Source organism: Streptomyces sp. NPDC053431 (assembly GCF_044544925.1).
Lineage (GTDB): Bacteria > Actinomycetota > Actinomycetes > Streptomycetales > Streptomycetaceae > Streptomyces.
In genome coordinates this window covers 253,154-273,821 of record NZ_JBITXX010000004.1, presented here as the reverse complement: position 1 = coordinate 273,821, position 20,668 = coordinate 253,154, and the positions used below count along the sequence as shown (strand labels likewise).

Genomic DNA, 20,668 nt, shown 5'->3' with positions numbered 1-20,668 from the left:
GCGGCGTGCCCCGGCCTCGGCTGCCCCCGTCTCAGCAGACGCGCTCCGGACCGCGGTCGACCAGAGCGGACAGCAGACCTCCGAGCACCTCGCGCTGTTCGACGGTCAGTGGGGCCAGCATGTCCTCTGCGGCCGCACGGCGCGCGCTGCGGAGCTCCCTCAGCGTGTCGCGGCCGGTGTCGGTGAGCTCGATCCGCACGACCCGGCGGTTGGTCGGATCGGGCACCCGGCGGACCCGCCCGGCCGCCTCCAGGCCGTCGACGAGGGTGGTGACGGCGCGGGGGACCACTTCGAGCCGGGCCGCGAGATCGGCCATCCGGGGCGGCTCCGGGTAGTGCGCGACCGTCCGCAGCAGCCGGGACTGCGCCGGGGTGATGCCGACCGGCTCCAGATACTGCTTCTGGAAGCGGTGCAGCCGGCGGGTGAGCCGGAGCAGCTGCTCGGCGAGGAACCCGTCGGGATCGGCGCCGCCGGGCGCGTCGGGGTCGGAGCTGCCGGGAGTGGCCGGGGTGTTCATGACGGAACAATATCAGGACGATGTTCATTGTGAGTATAGGTAACAATGAGCTAAGCTCTCATCGCCGTACTCCCGAACCCTCGTAGGAGCCCATGCACCCGCACGACGAGTCCACCTGGACGCCTCCCGACCGTGACCGCGCCCGCCCCGAGGAGCCCGCCCAGCTGCGGCGCATCCTGAGTCTCTTCCGGCCCTACCGGGGCCGCCTCGCCCTCGTCGGCCTGCTCGTCGCGGCGTCGTCGCTGGTCTCGGTCGCCTCGCCCTTCCTGCTCCGCGAGATCCTCGACACCGCGATCCCGCAGGGCCGCACCGGGCTGCTCAGCCTGCTCGCCCTCGGCATGATCGTCACCGCCGTGGTCTCCGGCGTCTTCGGCGTGCTCCAGACGCTCATCTCCACCACCGTCGGCCAGCGCGTCATGCACGACCTGCGCACCGCGGTCTACGCGCAGCTGCAGCGGATGCCGCTCGCCTTCTTCACGCGCACCCGCACCGGCGAGGTCCAGTCCCGCATCGCCAACGACATCGGCGGCATGCAGGCCACCGTCACCTCGACCGCCACCTCCCTCGTCTCCAACCTGACCGCCGTCGTCGCCACCGTCGTCGCGATGCTCGCGCTCGACTGGCGGCTCACCCTGGTCTCCCTGCTCCTGCTGCCGCTCTTCGTCTGGATCAGCCGCCGGGTCGGCCGGGAGCGCAAGCGGATCACCACCCGGCGCCAGAAGCAGATGGCCGCCATGGCGGCGACCGTCACCGAGTCGCTGTCCGTCAGCGGCATCCTGCTCGGCCGCACCATGGGCCGCGCCGACTCCCTCACCAGGTCCTTCGCCGAGGAGTCCGAGCGCCTCGTCGACCTCGAAGTGCGCTCCTCCATGGCCGGACGCTGGCGGATGTCCACCATCGGCATCGTCATGGCCGCCATGCCCGCCCTGCTCTACTGGGCGGCGGGCCTCGCCCTCCAGGCCGGCGGCCCCGCCATCTCCCTCGGCACCCTGGTCGCCTTCGTCTCGCTCCAGCAGGGCCTCTTCCGGCCCACGGTCGGCCTCCTGTCGACCGGTGTGCAGATCCAGACCTCGCTCGCCCTCTTCCAGCGGATCTTCGAATACCTCGACCTGCCCGTCGAGATCACCGAACCCGCCGAGCCCGTCCGCCTGCCGAAGGCCTCCGGCGAGGTCGTCTTCGAGAAGGTCGGCTTCCGCTACGACCCCGAGGGCGAGGGCCGCCCCACCCTCGAGGGCGTCGACCTGACCGTCCCGGCCGGCGGCAGCCTGGCCGTCGTCGGCCCGACCGGATCCGGGAAGTCCACCCTCAGCTACCTCGTGCCCCGGCTCTACGACGTCACCGACGGCCGGGTCACCCTCGACGGCGTCGACGTGCGCGACCTGGACTTCGACAGCCTCGCCCGGGCGGTCGGCGTGGTCTCCCAGGAGACCTACCTCTTCCACGCCTCGGTCGCGGACAACCTGCGCTTCGCCAAGCCCGAGGCCACCGACGCGGAGATCGAGGCCGCCGCCCGCGCCGCCCAGATCCACGACCACATCGCCTCGCTGCCCGACGGCTACGACACCCTCGTCGGCGAGCGCGGCTACCGCTTCTCGGGCGGCGAGAAGCAGCGCCTCGCGATCGCCCGCACCATCCTGCGCGACCCGCCCGTCCTCATCCTCGACGAGGCGACCAGCGCCCTCGACACCCGGACCGAGCACGCCGTGCAGCAGGCCATCGACGCGCTCTCCGCCGGCCGCACCACCATCACCATCGCCCACCGGCTCTCCACCGTCCGCGACGCCGACCAGATCGTCGTCCTCGAGGCCGGAAGGATCGCCGAGCGCGGCACCCACGAGGAGCTGCTCGCGCTCGACGGGCGGTACGCGGCACTGGTGCGCCGGGACGAACGCACGAACGCGGGAGCGGTTGTTCCCCAGAACGTGTGATCGTGCCGGTTTTCGTTGCCCATCTCCCGTGTGACGCCAGATGATTACGGTGCGCAAGCGACGGGCTGCAGACCGCGACTGCGCAGTCCCACAAAAGCTCTGCACGAGGAGAAAGCACCACCATGAACGTCATCACCAACCTGCTCGCCGGCGTCCTCCACTTCCTTGGCTGGCTCGTCTGACGATCGCAGTGCCCGGCGCCGCCGGTCCCCCGTCCCAGGGACCGGCGGCGCCGCCGCGTGTGCGCTCCCCGATTTGCCCGGTGTGCCGGGTTAGCGTGCGGCCATGAGGTACCGGTCCTGGCAGCCCGAACACCGTCGGCGGCGCGCACGCCTCACCCGGCGCGGCAGGTTCGTCCTCCTCGTGGGCGCCGTCCTGGCGGCCGCCGCCGCGGTCGCGGTGCCCCTGCTGCTGCTCGGCCCGCCGGACAAGCCCGCCCCGGAGAAACAGCGCACCCTGCTCATCCCCGAGGGCTGGCGCGGGGGAGAGGTGTACGCCGCGGTGGACCGCTCCCTCGGACTGCCGGCCGGCACGGCGCGCAGGGCCGCCCAGTCGCCCACCACGAACCTCGCCCTCCCGGCCGCGGCCGACGGCAACCCGGAGGGCTATCTCTTCCCCGCCACCTACCCCGTCGGCAAGGCCACCACCGCGGAGGGCCTGCTGCGGTACATGGTCGACACCGCGGGACGACGCTTCGGGACCGCGCGGATCGCCGACGGCGCCCGGACCCACGGGCTGAGCGTCCACCAGACCGTGATCGTCGCCAGCATCGTCCAGGCGGAGGCCGACACCGCCGAGGACATGGGCAAGGTCGCGCGGGTCGTCTACAACCGGCTCGCCCGGGGGATGCCGCTGCAGATGGACTCGACCCTCAACTACGCCCTCGGGCGCGACACCGTGGACACCAGTCACGCCGACACCCGCATCGACAGCCCGTACAACACCTACGAGCGCAGGGGGCTGCCCCCGTCCCCCATCGGAAACCCCGGGGACCAGGCCATGGCCGCGGCCGTCGACCCCGCGCGGGGCGACTGGCTCTACTTCGTCAGCGTCCGCCCCGGCGACACCCGCTTCACCGCCGACTACACCGAACACCAGGCCAACGTCGCCGAGTTCAACGCGCGGCGACAGGCTCCGGCGAGCTCCTGAGCAGCGCGCGGATCCCGGCGGCCGCCGCGCGGCCGGCCCGGTTGGCGCCGATGGTCGAGGCCGAGGGCCCGTACCCGACGAGGTGGATCCGCGGGTCCCGTACCGTCCGGGTCCCCTCCACCCGGATCCCGCCCCCCGGCTCGCGCAGCCGCAGCGGCGCGAGATGGTCGATGGCGGCCCGGAAGCCGGTCGCCCACACGATCACGTCCGCGTCGACGGTCCGGCCGTCGTCCCAGGCCACCCCGGTCGGCGTGATCCGGTCGAACATCGGCAGACGCTCCAGGACCCCGCTCGCGCGGGCCGCGCGGACGGCGTCGTTCAGCGGCAGCCCGGTGACCGACACCACGCTCTGCGGCGGCAGCCCCTGGCGTACGCGTTCCTCCACGAGCGCCACCGCCGCCCGCCCCTGGACCTCGCCGAACGGCCCCTCGCGCCAGACGGGCTCGCGGCGGGTGACCCAGGTCGTCGCGGCGGCGTGCTCCGCGATCTCCATCAGGTGCTGGGTCCCGGAGGCACCGCCGCCGACCACGACCACCCGCTGCCCGGCGAAGGCCTCGGGCCCCGGATACTGCGCGGTGTGCACCTGACGCCCCCGGAAGGTCTCCTGCCCCGGGTACCGCGGCCAGAACGGCCGGTCCCAGGTGCCGGTCGCGTTGACGAGCGCGCGCGTCGCGTACGTCCCCTCCGAGGTCTCCACGAGCAGCCGCCCGCCCTCGCCCTCGCGCACCGCCGTCACGTCGACGGGCCGGTGCACCCGCAGGTCGAAGGTCTCCTCGTAGTCGGCGAAGTAGTCGCCGATCACCTCGGAGGACGGCCGCGCCGGGTCGGCCCCGGTCAGCTCCTTGCCGGGCAGCGCGTGCATCCCGTGCACCTTGCCGTACGTCAGCGACGCCCACCGGAACTGCCAGGCCCCGCCCGGCCGCGGGGCGTGATCGAGCACCACGAAGTCCCGATCGGGCTCGAACCCGCTCCGCCGCAGGTGATACGCGGCGGACAGCCCCGCCTGCCCGGCCCCGATGACCACCACGTCCACGTCACGCGCTTCGTGCACCCCGAAATCGTTCACGATTCCACCAACCGCGAGCGGGACGGGGATCTTCCCGGCGGGGGGGGGGCAGCGGCAGGCGTGCCATGGCCGGGCGACCTCGACGGTCACCGCCCGCCCCCTCAGGATCAGCGCCCGCCCTCGACGATCAGCGGCGCCCGTGACGGTCAGGGGCGCCCGTGACGGTCATCACCGACCCCCGACGGTCAGCGGCGCCCGTGACGGTCACCACCCACCCCCGACGATCCCGCTGGCCCTCGGCGCTCGGGGCGCTGCCGACGGCCGCCGCCAGCCCTGGACAATCAGGGCGCTACCGACGGTCACCGCCCGCCCTGCACAATCAGAGCGCCGCCGACGGTCACCGCCCGCCCCCGAGGATCAGCGGCGCGCCACCCGGCGCCGAGGCGGGACGGCCGTTCAGGGCCGGGACGCCGAGGAGAGGGGACGGCGGAATGGTCGCGAGCAGGCCGCGTGCCGCGAGCTCGGGGATCACGCCCTCGCCGAACCAGTACGCCTCCTCCAGATGCGGATAGCCGGAGAGCACGAAGTGCTCGACGCCCAGGTCGTGGTACTCCTCGATGCGGTCGGCCACGTCCGCGTGGCTGCCCACCAGCGCCGTGCCGGCCCCGCCCCGTACGAGACCGACTCCCGCCCACAGGTTCGGCGCGATCTCCAGACGGTCCCGGTCGAGCGTGCCGCCCCCGTGCAGGGCCAGCATCCGCTGCTGGCCCACCGACTCGCTCCGCGCGAGCGCCGCCTGGGCCGTCGCGACGGTCTCCGCGTCCAGGTCGGCGAGCAGCCGGTCCGCGGTCGCCCAGGCCTCGCGGGCGGAGTCGCGCGAGATGCTGTGCAGGCGGATGCCGAAGCGGACGTTGCGCCCTCGCTCCTCGGCCAGCCGCCGGATCCAGTCGATCTTCTCCTTCACCTGCCAGGGCGGCTCGCCCCAGGTCAGGTAGACGTCCGCATGCTCGGCGGCGACCGGCCCGGCGGCCGCCGAGGAACCCCCGAAGAAGATCTCCGGCAACGGGTCCGGCGGCAGCGCGGTCAGGCCGCCCGCCACCCGGTAGTGCTCGCCGTGGAAGTCGTACGGCCGCCCGGCCCACACCCCGCGCACCACCTCCAGGAACTCGGCGGTCCGCGCGTACCGCCGGTCGTGGTCGAGGAAGTCGCCGAACCGCCGCTGCTCGGCCGCGTCGCCGCCGGTCACCACGTTCAGGAGCAGCCGGCCGCGGGTGATCCGCTGGTACGTCGCCGCCATCTGCGCCGCGAGCACCGGCGACAGGACCCCCGGCCGGAAGGCCACCAGGAACTTGAGCCGCTCGGTGTGCTGCGCGAGCGCCACCGTCGTCAGCCAGGCGTCCTCGCACCACGTCCCGGTCGGGGTCAGCACCGCCTCGAAGCCCAACTGCTCCGCGGCCTTGGCGATCTGCGCCAGGTACTCGACGTCGGGCGGCCGGACCCCGCTCACGGCGCGCGTCCGGCCGATGCCGCCGTCGGCGTAGACGTGCCGGTCGACGAGGCCACGGCCGTCGCCGCCGGTCGGCAGGAACCAATGGAGGTGAACGGTCATCGGGGGAAGCCCTTTCCGAGGAGCGCGCGGGGCCGGCCGGTGTGAAGCACCACGGAGGGGAGAAGCCGGCGCGCACGAAGGCGACGACGGAGGACGCGTCAGGGCGTCGGAACACCGTCGGGGAGAATCAGGGGGAAAGGCGACTGAACAGGCGTCAGCAGCCGCGCGGACACGCGGCGGAGGCCACCCGCAGCAGGTCGATGTGACCACGCGTGGTGAGCAGGGCTGTACGCAACATGCGGCGAACGTAGCGAGCCGTCCGGCACACGGTCAACGGCGTCTCGGAGCATGGACGAGCGATCCCGACCCGTGAACGGCACCTCGGGTGCCGTGAGGGTCCCGAGGGGACCACCCGCGTGTGAAGTTTGAGCGGACGGTCACCTCGGGTGCCGTGAGGGTCCCGAGGGGACCACCCGCGTGTGAAGTTTGAGCGGACGGCCCCGTGCGCCCACGATGGGGGCATGAGCCACGGATTCGAGACCCGCACCCTCGACATCACCACTGGGGCATCGGAGACGGTCTACGACCTCACCCGTGAGTGCTCCTCCTTCCTGGCCGAGGTGGCCCAGGGCAGAGACGGGCTGCTGAACGTCTTCACGCCGCACGCGACCATGGGCGTGGCGCTGATCGAAACGGGATCGGGCAGTGATCACGACCTCCTGACCGCCCTGCACCATCTGCTTCCCGCCGACGAACGCTGGCAGCACCGCCACGGAAGCCCGGGCCACGGCCGTGACCACGTGATGCCGGCCATCGTGCCGCCCCATGCGACGCTCCCCGTGATCGGCGGCGAACTGGCGCTGGGCACGTGGCAGTCCGTATGTCTGGTGGACACGAACAAGGACAACCCCGACCGTCAGGTCCGCCTGTCGTTCCTCGGGTAGCGGGCACAGCGGGACCGTGGACAGGATGTCCGGCCGCACCAACTGACGGCCCTCTAGGTGTCTCCGGGCATGAAGGTGGAGACCGGACCGGAGTCGCCGCGAGGCCCTGTCGTCTCCGGCCGAGCCCGTCCTACGAGGCGGGCCGGTCGCTGTCCGCGAGCAGCTGGAAGGCGTACGTGCCGGCCAGGTGCAGGATGCCGTCCAGGGGCGCGCCCCGATCGGCTTCGGCAGCCGTGACGATCTGTTCGAGGCGGCGTTGGCCACGGCGACGGTGCTCGGGCTCCGGCGTCCGGGGTGGGGATTTTTGGCCACGCGAGGACAAGTGGGATGTATGGGCGCTCCGGCCGCCGGGGGCGCGTCCCGTCCGGCGTGTGACGGGTGCCCGGACTGCGGTGCGCGCCGCCGCGACCACCCCTGGGCCGGTGCCGGGGCGCGAAACTGGCTCGCGGGCATCGAGGCGCCGATGGCAGGCTCCGTGGCATGTCGCCCCTGCACCAGATCCGCGCCGACTACGACGCCCGCACGATCGTGGTCTACCAGGCCTACTCGCCCGCCATCGCCGACGCGGCCCTGGCGGCGGGCCGCTTCGTGGCGCCCTTCTCGTTCCACCGGATGACCTGGATCAAGCCGTCGTTGATGTGGCTGATGCACCGCAGCAACTGGGCCCGCAAGCCGGGTCAGGAGCGCGTCCTCGCCGTGCGCATCACCCGGGACGGCTGGGAGGAGGCCCTGTCCCGGGCCGTTCTGACGAACGGGGACCCGAGGGCCCTCGCCGAGGCGGCCGTGCACGTCCAGTGGGACCCCGAGCGCTCGCCGCGCGGGGCGGCGCTCAACCACTACAGCATCCAGGTCGGCATCGGCCGCCGCCTGATCAGGACCTTCACGGACGACTGGACCGTCGGCCTCACCGACATCACCCCGCAGGTCCGCAAGGCCGCCTGCCTCATACAGGCGGGCCAGGCGGCGAAAGCCCAGCGGCTGCTGCCCAAGGAACGCCCCTACCCGCTGCCCCGGGCACTGGAAAGCCGCCTTTCCGCAGGCGGGTGACGCACGACGACACCCCACCCGCCGGCCGTCCGGGCGGGCCCCACCGCTCCGCCGCACGGGCTGGTCCGGCGCGCCGGTCCCGCTCCGGCATGCCCGCCTGCCGGAGTCCGGAGGCGCCCCTCACGAGACGTACCCCGCCAGGAGGCGCCAGGACATGCGACCCCGTTTCAGGACGCAGAACGCGGCAGCGGCGGTCGGCTTCCTGTCGGTCGCGGAGTGCGCCGACGCCATCCGGGCCATGGACGAGTCGCCGCGCGAGCCGGCCCAGGTCGTCGGCGCGGGCGAATCGCTCCTGGACGCGTGCGATGACCTTTCGCTCCCGGCCGACGAGTCGGTCGGACGCGTCGTTGTCGGTGGAGTGCTGGTCTGCGAGTGGCCCGGATCCTGGTGTCAGCCACCCCCACTCGGTGGGGAGATGGGTTCGACCGCCGGCAGGAGCGCCACCGTGGGACGGCACCTTCCTCCAGGACGTGTGGAGCCGGGGCCGCAAGGTCGTCGCCCACGGGACGGCCCACGTCTTCGGGCTGCCGGATCCGCATCGACCGCCACCGCGTCATACTTCCGGACACTGTCCTCGAGGCGCCCGCGAACCGCGACGTCTGCCCGCCGGAGCCGTCAGAGCCGGATCTTCCAGCTGACCGTGGACCTCATCGTCCGGGCGATGTCGCGGTCCCGCACCGAGGGCGTGCGGTCCACGGCGGTGAGGGACAGCGTGTGGGTCCGGAGGTCGAGCAGCCGCAGGGCGGGGTCGGACACCCGTACGTCGGTGCGGCCCGCGAGAGCCTTCATCTCGCGCCCGTCCAGGTACCAGCGGATGGTGAGTTGACGCCCGTCCGCCCCCGTCAGCCGGGGTACGAGGGCTTTGGCGGTGTCGCCCCTGCGGAGGGTGCGATCGGTGGGCGTGACGGGGGAGGCGACGCGCGCCTTGCGGTAGAAGCCGGCGATCATCGCCTCCGCTCCGGGCAGATTGAAGGGCTTGCCGAGGGAGCGCATCATGGAGTTCTCGGTGGGACGCCGCAGTCCGGTGACGTAGTAGCCGCCGCCCTCGTACGCGCCGACGGCGCCGCCGTCGGGAGACTGCTCGCCGAGCCAGCGGTACCACTTGGCGTCCCGGGCGGCCATGTCGTCGGCGGTGAGAGTCGTGATGTTGGAGTCGGCGGGCTCGCGACCCACGTAGCGCTCGTAGCCGGGGTAGTCGGAGTAGAAGTACTCGTCGGCCAGCTTGCCCAGGGAGTGGCCCGTCTCGTGGATCGCGACCTGGCCGGATTTGTCGTTGCCCGCCGAGGCCGTTGATATGCCCTCGTAGCCGAGGGTCCTGCTGGGCTCGTTGTAGCCCGCGCCGCCGTACTTGGTGCTGTTGGCGAGGACGAGCACCAGGTCGGCCTCGGGGGCCTTAGCCACGTATCCGTCGACCTTGTCCTGGTCGACGCAGAGCAGCCGCTCGATGCCGTCGCACCAGAAGTACGAGCCGAGAGCCGTGTCCCGGAGGGTGTCGGCAGAGGGGTCGCCGGAGACGCCGGACTGGTTCGAGACGGCGTCGACGGTCCAGACGTTGAAGAGGTTGCGGTAGGTGGTGTACGGCTCGACGGCCGTCAACTCGTCCCATTTCTGCTGGGCGTCGGCGTGGAATCGGGGCAGTTCGGCGACGGTGTAGCCGTCTCCGACGACGACGATGTCGAGCCGGTCGGCGATGGGGCCGTTGTCGACCACCTTGGTCACCTCGCCGTCGGCGACCGCCTCGGTCGCCGTCAGGTGGGAGGTCGGCTGGTTCCGGCCCTCCGGCGGCACATGCGTGCGGCCGGATCCGGCGAGCGTCCCGTGTTCCGGCCCGGGTATCTCGACCTCGACTCGGTTCGTGGGGGGTGCCGTCGGGTCCGCGGCGGCGCTGCCGGGTGCGGCGGCGAGGACGGCCGCGAGGGCGACGGCCACTCCGGCCGCCATGGCTCCGCGTCGTGCTGAACGCATGAAATCAGCCCCTTGTCAGGCGAGTTAACCGCCTCAGTAAATGTGCTGAACAAGTTGCTTAACTTAGAGGCAAGGCGAGGGGTGCGCAATGCCTACTGCGCCTGGATACTGGGGAGTTCACGAACCAGGGGGTCCGCATGGACGATCCGGCCACGATCGGCCACCGAGTACAGCGCCTGCGCACTCAACGTGGGCTGACGCAGCGGCAGTTGGCCGAGCCCTCGTACACCCCCGCGTACGTGTCGACGCTGGAGTCGGGCAAGGTCAGGCCCTCGGAGACCGCACTGCGCTTCCTTGCGGAGCGGCTCGGTACGTCGTACGAAGAACTGGCCACCGGCCGCCCCGCACACCTCGCCACCGAGCTGCGGCTCGCCCTCTCCGACGCCCACCAGCAGCTGGCCACCGGGACGGCGGACGAGGCCGCCGTGCGCTACCGCCGGCTCCTCGCCGACGCGGAGCACCTCGGACTCGTTCCCGAGCAGGCCGAGGCGCTGCTCGGGCTCGGCGACTGCGCCCTGGAGACCGGTGAACTGGTCGACGCGGGCCATCACTTCCAGGCCGCCGAGCGGCTCCTCGCCGAGGAGCCGCTGCCCCGCCGCGCACGCGCGATCCGGGGCCGTGCCGTCGCGCACCTCCTGGCGGGTGAACTGCGTTACGCCTGCTACCTGCTCGAATCCACCATCGACGAGCTCGGTGCGAGTGGCCTGGCCGACCCCGAGGCGCTGGTCATCCTGTACGCAGCAGTGATCGGCCCGTACATCGACATGGGTGCGCACGCCCGTGCCGCGCACGCCGCCGAGCTCGCCCTGGCGCTGGCTCCGCAGGTCGACGATCCGGCGCTGGTGGCGGGCATGCACCGGCAGGTGGCTCGCACCTTCCTCGCCGAGGGGCGCACGGCCGACGCCGACGCCTCACTGGCCAAGGCGCAGGCGATCTACCAGCAGCTGAGCCTGTGTACCGATCTCGCGCACTGCCACTGGATGCGCGGCTACGTCCAGGCTCAGAAGGGCGAACTGGCCTCAGCCGAAAAGGAGTTGCGAGCCGCCCGGGACATGCTGAATGCCAGGCGCGCGACTCTTTTCACCGCGCAGGTGGAGGTGGAGTTGGCCGATGTCCTCCGGCGGCTCGGACGGCACGACGAGGCGTCGGATCTGCTCTCCGCGTTTCTTGAACTGGGTGACCGGCACGGCGCGGTGCACGCCGGGGGTGCGCACCGGCTGCTCGGGCTGATCGCCGAGGAGCGGGGGGACAGCGAGACCGCCGAGGAGCACTACGTCATGGCGCTCGGACTGCTGGAGCGCAGCGGCGCGAGCGGCGACCTCGCCGATCTGTGCCGTCTGCTGGGCGACCTTCTGCGCCGCGGCGGCCGCACCGAGGCCGCGCTGGACGCGTACCGTACGGGGCTGGGCCATCGCTCGCCCCCCGGCACGACGACGCTGGGGCCGGCTCCGACGGCACCGGTGTTCCCGCGGCGCTGAACGAGCAGCCGACAGTCTCCGCCCCCCCATGGTCCGGATCTCGGTTTCGCGACGCCGCCGATCGTGCGGCGGAGGACCCGGAACTGCTCGGGGCCTCCCGGCCGGAGTATGCGGGCCTGCAGAACAGGTCTCGGTGTCCTCGGTGCTGACGGTGTAGCCGCCGTCCTCCTCCTTGGGCGTGTCGACGCTGTGCCCAGGTCCGATGCCGCTCCCGATCTGGTTCCACCCCTGGGCGTGGGCTCCTTGCTGACCCGGGCAAGCAGCTCCTGTGCCTCCTTGCGGAAGGATCAGCCGGAAAGAGCGGTCGAGCCCGGATGCCGGTCCTACGCCTCGCAGCCGTATTTCTTTGCGAGGTTCCCTGCAGCCTCCTTGATCACCGTGGCGCTGTTGCGGAGGGCCGTGTCCCGGTCGACGAGCCCCTTCTTCTCCGCCTGCGAGGGGGCCATGAGCGTCACCGTGATGTAGGGGGCGGTCGAGCCCACACGGGCAGCGCAGCCGGCGGGCAGGGTGGCCTCGGCCCTGTCGGGGAGGGCCCAGCCCGTGAAGCCGGGGCCGAGGGGGACGGAGTCCTTCTTGTGGCCGGGGCCACTCCGCGTGTCCTCGATGATCAGCTGGTAGATCCCGCGGGGGGAGTCACTGTCCTGGTTGGCGCGCATCACGTGGCATGTCTTGAAGACGGCGTAGTCGCCATTTCCCTTCCGCTCCCACTCCTCCGAGCTGACCTCTCCCCCCTTGCCGTCGTCGATCAGCTCCGCCGTTTTCCGGCTGAGTGCGCCGTAGCACAGGCTCTGGGGCGGCGGGGGCTCGTCCGCATCGGGCCAGAGCGACGCCGTCACGACGGCCGCCCCAGCGAGGCCCAGCACGATGGTCAGTGGCAGCCACTTCTTGTCCATGGGTCTACGGCTGTCCCATCTTCGAACCGGCCTTCTCAATGCCGGTCTGGTGCCACTGCTCGGCGGTCGCCTGAAGGCCGTCCTCGTACCAGCCGGGGCTCGCGTCCAACTCCTCGTCAGTGAGACCGCGGAGCTTCGCCACCTTCTGCATCATGGCGTACATCTGGTTCTCGCCGTTCTCGAAGTGATGGACCATGTCCCGCCGGGTGGCGGCGTCGACCTGGGCATTCAGGTCGTTCATGTACGCCGCGGTACCGACGTCGACCGCGCGCTGGATGACGTCACCGACGCCGGGGATGATGGTGAAGGGCGCGCCGATGGCGTGGTAGTTGATCATCTTGTTCCAGCCGTTGGTGTCCTTCTGTGCCTGGCCCATGTCGTAAATGACGTCACCGCGTACGCCGTCGAGGTGGCCGAGTACCGATGAGGACTGCTTGACCCATGCCTGCAGGTCGGTGTCCTCCTTGCGGAAGGAATCCTCTGGGAACCGGGCGAGGCCGTCGGCGATGACCGCGGTCTGCGACTGGTGGATGACGGCGAAGGCCTTCGGGTCCTCGGCGGTCGAGCGGATGAGCCGGGTGAGGTCGCCCTCCTTGATGTTGAGGTTGTTGAACTCCGACGGCCCGTCCAGCGTCTTGCCGAGGATCTGGTGCACGTCCGAGGAGTAGGCGGCGACGATGTCGGCCATGGGCCGACGCATGGAGACCGGTACGGCGCTCTGGTTTCCTTCCAGGTCCTTCGCGTACGCGCCGACCATCCGCTCGAAGATCGCGGCCTCTGCGGCGTCGTGGTGCGCGGGGATGGCGTGCAGCGGGGTGCCCGGTGCGCGGCCGGTGGCCGCGGCTTCGACAGCCGCACCGAACTCGGCGCGGGCCGAGCTGTGCTGGAGGTCCTCGGGCATCTTGCCCTCGACGTCTGCGCCGGGCCACTTCCGGTCGTCCAGGAAGTACTTGAGGTTGTCCGTGGTGTTCGGGTCGAAGTACGAGGTGGCCGCGGAGGGGTTGCGGCTCATGGCGTTCAGCAGGCCCTTCATCGGGTCCTCCTGCGTGCCCTGCCAGTTCTTCATGTAGCCGTCGTACGGGTCGTCGGCGTTCGTCTCCCACTCACGGATGGTGTCGGCGACCTCCGTGAGGAAGGCTTCGCTGTAGACCGGGTCGTCCTTGTCCTTGTCGAACGGGGAGGACTTCGGGTCCTTCGGGTCGTACGGGCTGTCGCCGGAATCCGCCGCCATCAGTTTCGTCAGCGTGCTGAGCCCCGCCGCCCCGCCCCCCAGCTGTCCCGGGTGCTGGTTGGGCAGCCCGTTGCCCTCGCGGGCGAGGCCGATGAGGCGGTCCGTCCAGGCCGAGGTCATCCCGCCCGGGGAGCCGAGCGGGGAGTCGGGGCCGGTGGCCGTGGCGAGGCTGCCGGAGAACGCCTTGTAGAGGCGGGCGTCGGTGACGGAGACCGAGCCGTCGCGGCCGCCGTGTTCCATGCTGCCGGCCAGCAGAAGCACAGCCTCCTGACCCTTGCGACCGTTGTAGTCGAGGTTCGTCATCAGCTCGGCGGCGAAGGCCGGGTGGTTCTTGCCGCCCTCGACGAGCGTGAGCAGCCGCTCCCGCTCCTTGTCGTCCAGGTACTCCCAGCGGGCGTAGAGCTTGGCCGCCTCGCGGCCGTTCTCGGTCTGCTGCTTCTCCTCTTGACGTAGCTTCTTTGCCTCCGCGACACCGTCGATGTCGGTGCTGCCGAAGTCGTTCGGGTGGTTCTTGATGAGTGCGCGCAGTCCCCAGGCGCACAGCTCGTCGGCTTCGGCGGCCCGCTTCAAGATGCCGTCGATCTTCTCCTGCAGCGCATTGAACTGTGCCTCGGTGGCGACCGGTTCGGTGCTGTCAGCCGGCCGGCGGTCCGGGTGGACGCGGTGGGAGAGCACGCCGTTGGGGTAGATCGTGATGCCCGGCGGAGGATTGTCGTACGTGTTCTTGAGGTCGTCTTGTGCCGACTTCAGCAGGGTGTACGCGTCCTGAAGGAGGTCGCGCACGGATTCGGCCTCGGTGACGGCGTCGCTGAACTCCTTGGCCGTCTTGGTGACGAACTCCTTCGTAACGGAGGCGTTCTCACCCCGCCAGGTCGACTTGCCGGCCTTGGACGTCATGGCCGACGCATCCGTCTTGAGCTGCGTCAGCTTCGAGATCATCTCGGTCCATTGAGTGGCCGCGGTGTTCATCGGGCCGAGCTTGGCGTTCAGAAGCTGCTCGAACGTGGGCATCAGTGGCTCGGCTCCTTACCGGAAGTACTTGTCGATCTGGGACGCGGACACGGCGCCGTCGACGCCCGGGGCGACCGGACCGACGATCCGCAGCTGGGCCGCGATCAAGTCGTCCTCAGCCCTGTTGGACTTCTTCGTGTAGTTCAGGTGGTTGGAGATGTGCGCACACGCCTGAAGGAGGGTCTTGACCTGGGTCTCCCAGGTCTTGTTGACCTCGCTCAGGGCCGCTCCGGAGTCGAAGCCGTCGCCCTTCAGACTCGTGCCCGCGGTCTCGCTGGCCGTGTTCGCGTGCGTGCCGGCCGATTCGAGGCCGTTGAACAGGCCGTACGCGGCATGGCCTATCTCTCCCAGATCGTCGTCCTCGACGACGTAGTCTCCGGACCCCTTCGCGGGGGTGGACCCTCCCGTGCTGTCTGCCTTGTTCAGCCGCATGGCGACAGCCGCTTGCTCAGCGGCCCACTCGTCTTCGAACGACATCGTCGAAACACCCCCGTGTTCGATCGCAAAGGCTTCCCCGTCGGCCACGCTACCCGCGCGGCCCCAGGCCCACCACAGAATGTCGATCACAAGTACGGCTTCTTCATACATGATCGCTGCCACGGAACCGGACCTCTTCGCCAAGATCGCCCGGGCCGAACAGCGGATCGACGCGACCGTCTCCCGTGTACCTCATCATCCGTGTCGACCGACTGGTCTGACGAGGAGTAACCGCTGGCTGCCCCGCGGCCGGGGTCGGTTGCGCGTGGGCGCCATGGCTTCGCCCGCAGGTAGAAATCCTCGTCCTGCTGTGCCTCCGGCAGGACGACCAGACCGCTCGCCGCTATCAGGAGGACGGCCAGACCCATCAGAGCGGCGAAGGCACCCCATGTCCTCTGCCAGACCGTCAGGCGCCGCCGGCTTACGACACGGAGGCCCGGCGCTCGGCGACCCAGGCGCAGGCGAGGCTGAACGTGGAGCTCCAGAACAGCGGCACTCCGAAGCCCTTGTTCACGGCAAGGGTGACGACGGTGCCCAGCGTCGCCTGGAGAAGTCCGAGGAGAACCAGGGTGGCGGACGCCCGGCGCTTGGTGTTCACGGTGTTCCTTCGGGGGTGGTTGGCCGGCGGGCCGGTCAGAGGTAGTGCTGGAGCAGGGCTGCCGCGTCGACGGTGCCGAGTACGTGCGGCTTGTCGCCGTCATAGTCGACGACCAGGACGACGTCGCTCTCGGTGCGCTCCATGACAGCCGCCATGTGGAGGGGTGAGGCGTCGGGACTCACGACAGCGGGTGCGGGCGGGCGCCAGTGCAGCACCTCAGCGAGCCGGAGCGCTTAGAACCTGTGCGGCCGATCACTGACTGCGGGGAGCCGACCGGGTGCCAGGAGGTTCGCGGTCGGCGGAGGTTCGCGCCTCCTGGCGGGCGTCCGTCACGGTACGCCCGCCGGGGCGTAAGTGGCTCACACCTTCGCGCGGTCCAGAGCGCGGAGGATACGGGTCAGGTTGGCCGGCGCTGCCGCAAGGCGCACCGGGATGCCCGCGTCGTCGAGCTCTGCGACGTGCCAGTCCCTGGGGACGCCCTCGCCGTCGCCGACCCGGGCTCGGCGCACGGTACGAACGGTGAGCCGTGCCACGGGAACGGGTCTTGCCGCGAACCGGCCGGGGCCGGGATGGGGTGTCACCGCGGGAGGGCCGTCGCCGAGGACGATGTGGGTGCCGAAGCCGTTCGGGTTGTAGTCCGTATCGTCCAGGAAACGGGCGGCCAGGAACACCTCGGCCGTCTCCCCAGCCCCCTCCGCCTCACCTGCCTCCCGGTAGTCCTCAGGCGTACGGACCCGGGTGGCGCGCCACGCCCAGGCGAAGAGGCCCGCGGTGATCAGTGACCCCACCGTCGCCCCCGTGATCGCCGTCGGGGAGGTGAACAGGTCCGTGGGATGCAGGTAACAAAGCGGCAGCAACCACAGGGCGGTCCCGACGAGCGCTGCCGCGAACGGAGCAGCGGACGGGAGGATCTCGTCTTCGGGAAGCCTGCGGCAGCGCAGCCGCAGCAGGGCCAGGGCCCCGGAGTAGCCCGCGAGGAGAGCGAACGCTGCCGCTGGGACCGCGGCGGATCCGGGGGTCGGGACGTGCCGGTGCCAGACGTGCCCTGCTCCACTGACCGTCATCACCTTGCCGCGCCAGAAAATCAGCTCGACCTTGTCACCGGACCGGAACGTCTCGGCGGCATCCATCGAGACATCTGCCCGCTCCAGCGGCCTGCCGTCGGTGAAGTACATCCAGCTGGGCTGTTTGGGTCGACCGGCGACGGTCCGTGCGATCACGGCCTGCCATGCCGCGAGACACGCGCTGTCCTTCGTCGGACGGACCGGGGCGGTGCACGGGACGGCGGCCTTCCATGCCCGTTCCTCCGCGGACACGGCCGGTACGATCCACCACGCCATCGCGACCGCGATGGAGAGAAGCAGGGTGCACACGCTCACCGGGCCGATCCAGCTGCGCCCGACGGCGCGGTGGGACTCCGGTGGCCTGTGGCTGCGAGCTTGAGCCATGGACGGAAGTCTGCCTGCCGTCGCACGACGATACTTGTGCGGAGTACGGCAATGTCCACGCCGTGAGACTGCCGACCCTGTACTCCTGGGCAGACGGCGGCGCCCTCGGCCCGTCGGGCGGGGAAGCGGCCGTCGGCTAGCGGCCCACGTCGACCCTGAAGGAGAGGCGGTCGCCGTCCGTCTGGAGTGCGGCGCCCTGCAGGGTCGGGTTCTTGTACGACGGCACCTGCTCGATCAGGACGGGGCAGCCGTGCTCGTAGGCGAGGCAACCGCCGCGTTCGGCCCCGAGGGTGTCGACCCGGGCCACGCCCGCCTGCTGGCTTATCCAGGCTTCGACCAGGGGGACCAGGTCGGCGCAGTGATCGACGCACGGGTCGGGCCACGTGTACGTCACCTGTGCCCGGTCCTGGTCGACGCGGGTCGTGGTCTGCCGGGAGGAGCCCCTGGGGGCGGTCAGCGCGTCGGCCACGCTCCGGTTGGCCTCGTACGTGTTGTTCTCGTCGGCCCGGTGGTCGAGGAAGTACCCGGCATACGAGACCAGCGTGACCACCAGCGCCATCGCGCCCAGCTTGGCCCACGGTGAGAGGCGTCGGCGCCCCGGGCCGGGGGTGGCGGTGGGACGCGCCGTCGGCTGCCGCACAGCGGGGCTCTGGGCCGGCATCGTGGGGGTTCGGGACGCGACAGGGGGTGTCGCGGGGGAGGTCGGCGTCGCGTCGGCGGCCTCGTTCAGTCGGGTCTGCAGCTGATCCATGGTCAGGCGCAGGGCCGGATCCTTGTGCAGCAGTCCGTCGAGTACGGGGCCGAGGGCCCCCGCCCGCACCGCCGGCGCCGGTTCCTCCGTCACGACCGCGACCAGGACCGCGCTGGGGGCCGTCCCCGCGAACGGCGGGCGGCCCTCCACGGCGGCGTACAGCGTCGCACCCAACGACCACAGATCGGACTCGGCCGTCGCGGGCAGGCCACGGACCTGCTCGGGTGCCATGAACGCGGGCGTGCCCATGATCATGCCGGTGGCGGTGAGGGTGGCGTCTCCCTCCAGGGCGGCGATCCCGAAGTCGGTCAGGACGACCCGGTCCCCTTCGAGGAGGATGTTGGCGGGCTTGATGTCCCGGTGGGTGATCCCCATCCGGTGGGCGGCACCGAGCGCAGCCGCCACCTGCCGCCCGATGTCGACGGCCCGTCGGGGCGTGAGCGGGCCCCGCGCCTCGACGAGGTCGGCCAGGGACCCGCCGTTCACCAGCTCCATGACGATCCAGGGCCGTCCGTCGGGGCCGGATATCCGGTCGTGAACGGTGATGATCCCCGGATGCTTCAGCCGTGCGGCGGCGCGGGCCTCGCGGTCGAGCCGGGCGATCCAGTTCTGCCGCTCGGCCTCGCCCAGATGCTCGGGCAGCCGCAACTCCTTGACAGCGACGTCCCTCCCCAGCTGCTCGTCGTGGGCCTGCCAGACGGCGCCCATGCCACCTTGGCCGAGCAGTCGCAGCAACCGGTATCGGTCGGCGAGGAGTTGATCGTGAGCGTCGTCCACGGAGGGAATATAGCCGGGGGCCTGCCGCGCCTGGCCCTGGCGTTCGGAGCCCGGCAACCCTCCCGCCGCTCGTCCCGGAGGGTGGGCGCCCATTTCATCTGCCGTACATGGAAGGTCGGTTCCGTATCACCTACTGTCGTGGGCATGGCAGCAGGAATCCTCACTGCGCGCCGCCACGTCGACCAGGGGCACACGGCCAGTGCCCTGTGTTCGGTCGCCCCGGCGCGCTGAACGCGCCCCTCTCCCCCCGGGATCCCCACCTGGCGTCTTCGCCTGACTCCCGTCTCTTCCCCTTCCCGCACCGCGGCCGACGGTCCGACCCTCGTCCGTCCGTCCGCCGTGCCCCCTGTGCAGACGCACCCAGGAGGAATGGACCCTCATGAGCGAGAACCGACGTCCGCCGGTGAGCCGAAGAGGCTTTCTCGGCGGCGCCGCCGCCGTGGCCGCCGCGACCGCCGTACCCGCCCTCGCGCAGGTCGCCGCAGCCGGCCCCGCCGCTGCCGCCGGCCGGCCGAACATCCTGCTGATCGTCACCGACGACCAGCCCAAGCACACCGAGTGGGCGCTGCCCAAGACCGTCGCCTGGCTCGCCGACCAGGGCGTCAAATTCACCCACGGGCACGTCACCACCCCGCTGTGCGCGCCCTCGCGCTCCAGCGTGTTCTCCGGCCGCCACGCCCACAACCACGGCGTGCGCAACAACGGCGCCTCGCACGCGCTCGACCAGAGCACCACCGTGCAGAAGTACCTCAAGCAGGCGGGCTACCGCACCGGCCTCTTCGGCAAGTACCTCAACTCCTGGACCCTGGCGGACAACCCGCCGCACTTCGAGGAGTTCGCCCTCCTCCAGCCCGGATACGTCGACGCCCAGTGGAACGTCAACGGCACCGTCCAGACGATCAACGGCTACACCACCACCATCGTCAAGAACCGCACGCTGAACTTCCTCGACAAGGCCGCGACCGACCCCCGGCCCTGGTTCGCGTACGTCACCCCGTACGCCTCCCACGGCCCGCGGACCCCCGAGGCGAAGTACGCGGACACTCCCGTACCGGACTGGAACGGCCGCCCCTCCGTCCCCGAGAACGACCGCAGCGACAAGCCGGCCTACATCAGGAACGCCACCGGCACCCTCGCCGACGGCCGGACCATCCGCGCCGAACAGCTCCGTACGCTTCTCTCCGTCGACGACGCGGTGCAGGCGTTCAAGGACAAGCTCCAGGCGCTGGGGCAGCTGGACAACACCCTCGTCATCTACATCGGCGACAACGGCTTCAGCTGGGCGGATCACGGCTGGACCGCGAAGTCGGTGCCCTACCGCCCCGCGCACGAGGTGCCGTTCTACCTCTCCTGGCCCGCCGGCGGGCGCGCAGCGGGGACCCTGGACGACCGCATCGTCGCGAACATCGACATCGCGCCGACCATCCTCGACGCGGCGGGCATCACCCCGAGCGCCCCGCAGGACGGCCGGTCCCTGCTCTCCTCCTACAACCGCGACCACCTGCTGGTGGAGTGGTGGAAGCAGGGCACCGGCACCGGTGGGGCGCCCACCTGGTCCTCGTACGTGGCCAAGGACAAGCAGTACACGGAGTACTACGACCTGACGACCGACGCCGAGGGCACGGTGTCCGGCACCGGCCAGGTGAAGTTCCGTGAGTACTACGACCTGGTGAACGACCCCTATCAGCTGACCAACAAGCTGTACCAGGCCTCTCCCGCCCAGGAGCAGGCCCTCGGGATTCCCGACCTGGCCGCCCGGCTCGCCGCCGACCGCGTGGCCTGACGCGCACCGCGACCCGCCCCAGGGCCGCACCCCCACGCGCACCACCACCCGCACCACGACAGTCGTGGGGGGGGGCCCCCCCCCCCGGGGCCGCCCCCCCCCCCCCCCCCCCCCCC

The 20,668-nt window shown here is 71.2% G+C and carries 17 protein-coding genes; 6 read left to right on the top strand and 11 right to left on the bottom strand.

Annotation, left to right across the window (positions count from 1 at the left end; translation table 11 throughout):
• Nucleotides 1–31: 31 nt before the first annotated feature.
• Nucleotides 32–517 (bottom strand): MarR family winged helix-turn-helix transcriptional regulator, encoded by a 486-nt coding sequence (locus tag ACIGXE_RS13910; protein WP_399746827.1) that lies wholly within the window; start codon nucleotides 515–517, stop codon nucleotides 32–34.
• A 92-nt stretch (nucleotides 518–609) separates the two neighbouring features.
• On the opposite strand from ACIGXE_RS13910, the gene ACIGXE_RS13905 reads away from it, so the two are divergent.
• Entirely contained in the window at nucleotides 610–2,445 is a 1,836-nt protein-coding gene (locus ACIGXE_RS13905; RefSeq protein ID WP_399746825.1) for an ABC transporter ATP-binding protein, read from the top strand.
• Nucleotides 2,446–2,730: 285 nt separating this feature from the next.
• On the top strand, nucleotides 2,731–3,594 hold the full coding sequence (mltG, locus tag ACIGXE_RS13900) for an endolytic transglycosylase MltG (RefSeq protein WP_399746823.1): 864 nt from the start codon (nucleotides 2,731–2,733) through the stop codon (nucleotides 3,592–3,594).
• Here mltG and ACIGXE_RS13895 read toward each other — a convergent pair.
• The gene (locus ACIGXE_RS13895; protein WP_399746821.1) at nucleotides 3,560–4,645 is read right to left on the bottom strand and encodes an FAD-dependent oxidoreductase; all 1,086 of its coding nucleotides are present in this window, start codon (nucleotides 4,643–4,645) and stop codon (nucleotides 3,560–3,562) included. The two genes, mltG and ACIGXE_RS13895, sit on opposite strands and share 35 nt — an antisense overlap.
• A gap of 352 nt (nucleotides 4,646–4,997) precedes the next feature.
• On the bottom strand, nucleotides 4,998–6,209 hold the full coding sequence (locus ACIGXE_RS13890; RefSeq protein WP_399746819.1) for an LLM class flavin-dependent oxidoreductase: 1,212 nt from the start codon (nucleotides 6,207–6,209) through the stop codon (nucleotides 4,998–5,000).
• Nucleotides 6,210–6,670: 461 nt separating this feature from the next.
• Here ACIGXE_RS13890 and ACIGXE_RS13885 point away from each other — a divergent pair, with 461 nt between their 5' ends.
• A complete protein-coding gene (locus tag ACIGXE_RS13885; protein WP_399746817.1) occupies nucleotides 6,671–7,093 on the top strand; it encodes a YjbQ family protein in 423 nt (140 codons plus the stop codon).
• Nucleotides 7,094–7,223: 130 nt separating this feature from the next.
• Here the strand turns inward: ACIGXE_RS13885 and ACIGXE_RS13880 are convergent, their stop codons facing one another.
• Nucleotides 7,224–7,415, bottom strand: coding sequence for a hypothetical protein (locus ACIGXE_RS13880; protein WP_399746815.1), 192 nt, complete (start codon nucleotides 7,413–7,415; stop codon nucleotides 7,224–7,226).
• Between the two features lie 158 nt (nucleotides 7,416–7,573).
• Here ACIGXE_RS13880 and ACIGXE_RS13875 point away from each other — a divergent pair, with 158 nt between their 5' ends.
• The gene (locus tag ACIGXE_RS13875) at nucleotides 7,574–8,140 is read left to right on the top strand and encodes a DUF4291 domain-containing protein (protein ID WP_399746813.1); all 567 of its coding nucleotides are present in this window, start codon (nucleotides 7,574–7,576) and stop codon (nucleotides 8,138–8,140) included.
• Between the two features lie 615 nt (nucleotides 8,141–8,755).
• Here ACIGXE_RS13875 and ACIGXE_RS13870 read toward each other — a convergent pair.
• A complete protein-coding gene (locus tag ACIGXE_RS13870; RefSeq protein WP_399746811.1) occupies nucleotides 8,756–10,105 on the bottom strand; it encodes a M64 family metallopeptidase in 1,350 nt (449 codons plus the stop codon).
• Nucleotides 10,106–10,242: 137 nt separating this feature from the next.
• On the opposite strand from ACIGXE_RS13870, the gene ACIGXE_RS13865 reads away from it, so the two are divergent.
• Nucleotides 10,243–11,583 (top strand): tetratricopeptide repeat protein, encoded by a 1,341-nt coding sequence (locus ACIGXE_RS13865; RefSeq protein WP_399746809.1) that lies wholly within the window; start codon nucleotides 10,243–10,245, stop codon nucleotides 11,581–11,583.
• Nucleotides 11,584–11,906: 323 nt separating this feature from the next.
• On the opposite strand, the gene ACIGXE_RS13860 is transcribed toward ACIGXE_RS13865, so the two are convergent.
• The 6 genes from ACIGXE_RS13860 to ACIGXE_RS13835 all read right to left on the bottom strand — a co-directional run bounded on the left by ACIGXE_RS13860 (nucleotide 11,907) and on the right by ACIGXE_RS13835 (nucleotide 18,769).
• Nucleotides 11,907–12,476 (bottom strand): hypothetical protein, encoded by a 570-nt coding sequence (locus ACIGXE_RS13860; RefSeq protein WP_399746807.1) that lies wholly within the window; start codon nucleotides 12,474–12,476, stop codon nucleotides 11,907–11,909.
• 4 nt (nucleotides 12,477–12,480) lie between these two features.
• Entirely contained in the window at nucleotides 12,481–14,718 is a 2,238-nt protein-coding gene (locus ACIGXE_RS13855) for a DUF6571 family protein (protein WP_399746805.1), read from the bottom strand.
• Nucleotides 14,719–14,733: 15 nt separating this feature from the next.
• Nucleotides 14,734–15,318, bottom strand: a complete 585-nt coding sequence (locus ACIGXE_RS13850; RefSeq protein WP_399746803.1) for a hypothetical protein — start codon at nucleotides 15,316–15,318, stop codon at nucleotides 14,734–14,736.
• Nucleotides 15,319–15,616: 298 nt separating this feature from the next.
• Complete coding sequence (locus tag ACIGXE_RS13845; RefSeq protein WP_399746801.1) at nucleotides 15,617–15,793, bottom strand: hypothetical protein; 177 nt, start codon at nucleotides 15,791–15,793, stop codon at nucleotides 15,617–15,619.
• A 359-nt stretch (nucleotides 15,794–16,152) separates the two neighbouring features.
• Nucleotides 16,153–17,241, bottom strand: a complete 1,089-nt coding sequence (locus tag ACIGXE_RS13840) for a PH domain-containing protein (RefSeq protein ID WP_399746799.1) — start codon at nucleotides 17,239–17,241, stop codon at nucleotides 16,153–16,155.
• Nucleotides 17,242–17,377: 136 nt separating this feature from the next.
• Nucleotides 17,378–18,769: a protein kinase gene (locus ACIGXE_RS13835; protein WP_399746797.1), complete on the bottom strand. Its 1,392-nt coding sequence runs from the start codon at nucleotides 18,767–18,769 to the stop codon at nucleotides 17,378–17,380.
• Nucleotides 18,770–19,148: 379 nt separating this feature from the next.
• On the opposite strand from ACIGXE_RS13835, the gene ACIGXE_RS13830 reads away from it, so the two are divergent.
• Nucleotides 19,149–20,552 (top strand): sulfatase, encoded by a 1,404-nt coding sequence (locus ACIGXE_RS13830; protein ID WP_399746795.1) that lies wholly within the window; start codon nucleotides 19,149–19,151, stop codon nucleotides 20,550–20,552.
• Nucleotides 20,553–20,668 lie beyond the last annotated feature (116 nt).

Excerpts from the sequence above, each read along its gene's own strand:
- ACIGXE_RS13830 (WP_399746795.1), top strand. The coding sequence starts at position 19,149 with ATGAGCGAGAACCGACGTCCGCCGGTGAGCCGAAGAGGCTTTCTCGGC.
- ACIGXE_RS13905 (WP_399746825.1), top strand. The coding sequence starts at position 610 with ATGCACCCGCACGACGAGTCCACCTGGACGCCTCCCGACCGTGACCGC.
- ACIGXE_RS13875 (WP_399746813.1), top strand. The coding sequence starts at position 7,574 with ATGTCGCCCCTGCACCAGATCCGCGCCGACTACGACGCCCGCACGATC.
- ACIGXE_RS13910 (WP_399746827.1), bottom strand. The coding sequence starts at position 517 with ATGAACACCCCGGCCACTCCCGGCAGCTCCGACCCCGACGCGCCCGGC.
- ACIGXE_RS13870 (WP_399746811.1), bottom strand. The coding sequence starts at position 10,105 with ATGCGTTCAGCACGACGCGGAGCCATGGCGGCCGGAGTGGCCGTCGCC.
- ACIGXE_RS13885 (WP_399746817.1), top strand. The coding sequence starts at position 6,671 with ATGAGCCACGGATTCGAGACCCGCACCCTCGACATCACCACTGGGGCA.
- ACIGXE_RS13890 (WP_399746819.1), bottom strand. The coding sequence starts at position 6,209 with ATGACCGTTCACCTCCATTGGTTCCTGCCGACCGGCGGCGACGGCCGT.
- mltG (WP_399746823.1), top strand. The coding sequence starts at position 2,731 with ATGAGGTACCGGTCCTGGCAGCCCGAACACCGTCGGCGGCGCGCACGC.
- ACIGXE_RS13840 (WP_399746799.1), bottom strand. The coding sequence starts at position 17,241 with ATGGCTCAAGCTCGCAGCCACAGGCCACCGGAGTCCCACCGCGCCGTC.
- ACIGXE_RS13855 (WP_399746805.1), bottom strand. The coding sequence starts at position 14,718 with ATGCCCACGTTCGAGCAGCTTCTGAACGCCAAGCTCGGCCCGATGAAC.
- ACIGXE_RS13865 (WP_399746809.1), top strand. The coding sequence starts at position 10,243 with ATGGACGATCCGGCCACGATCGGCCACCGAGTACAGCGCCTGCGCACT.
- ACIGXE_RS13860 (WP_399746807.1), bottom strand. The coding sequence starts at position 12,476 with ATGGACAAGAAGTGGCTGCCACTGACCATCGTGCTGGGCCTCGCTGGG.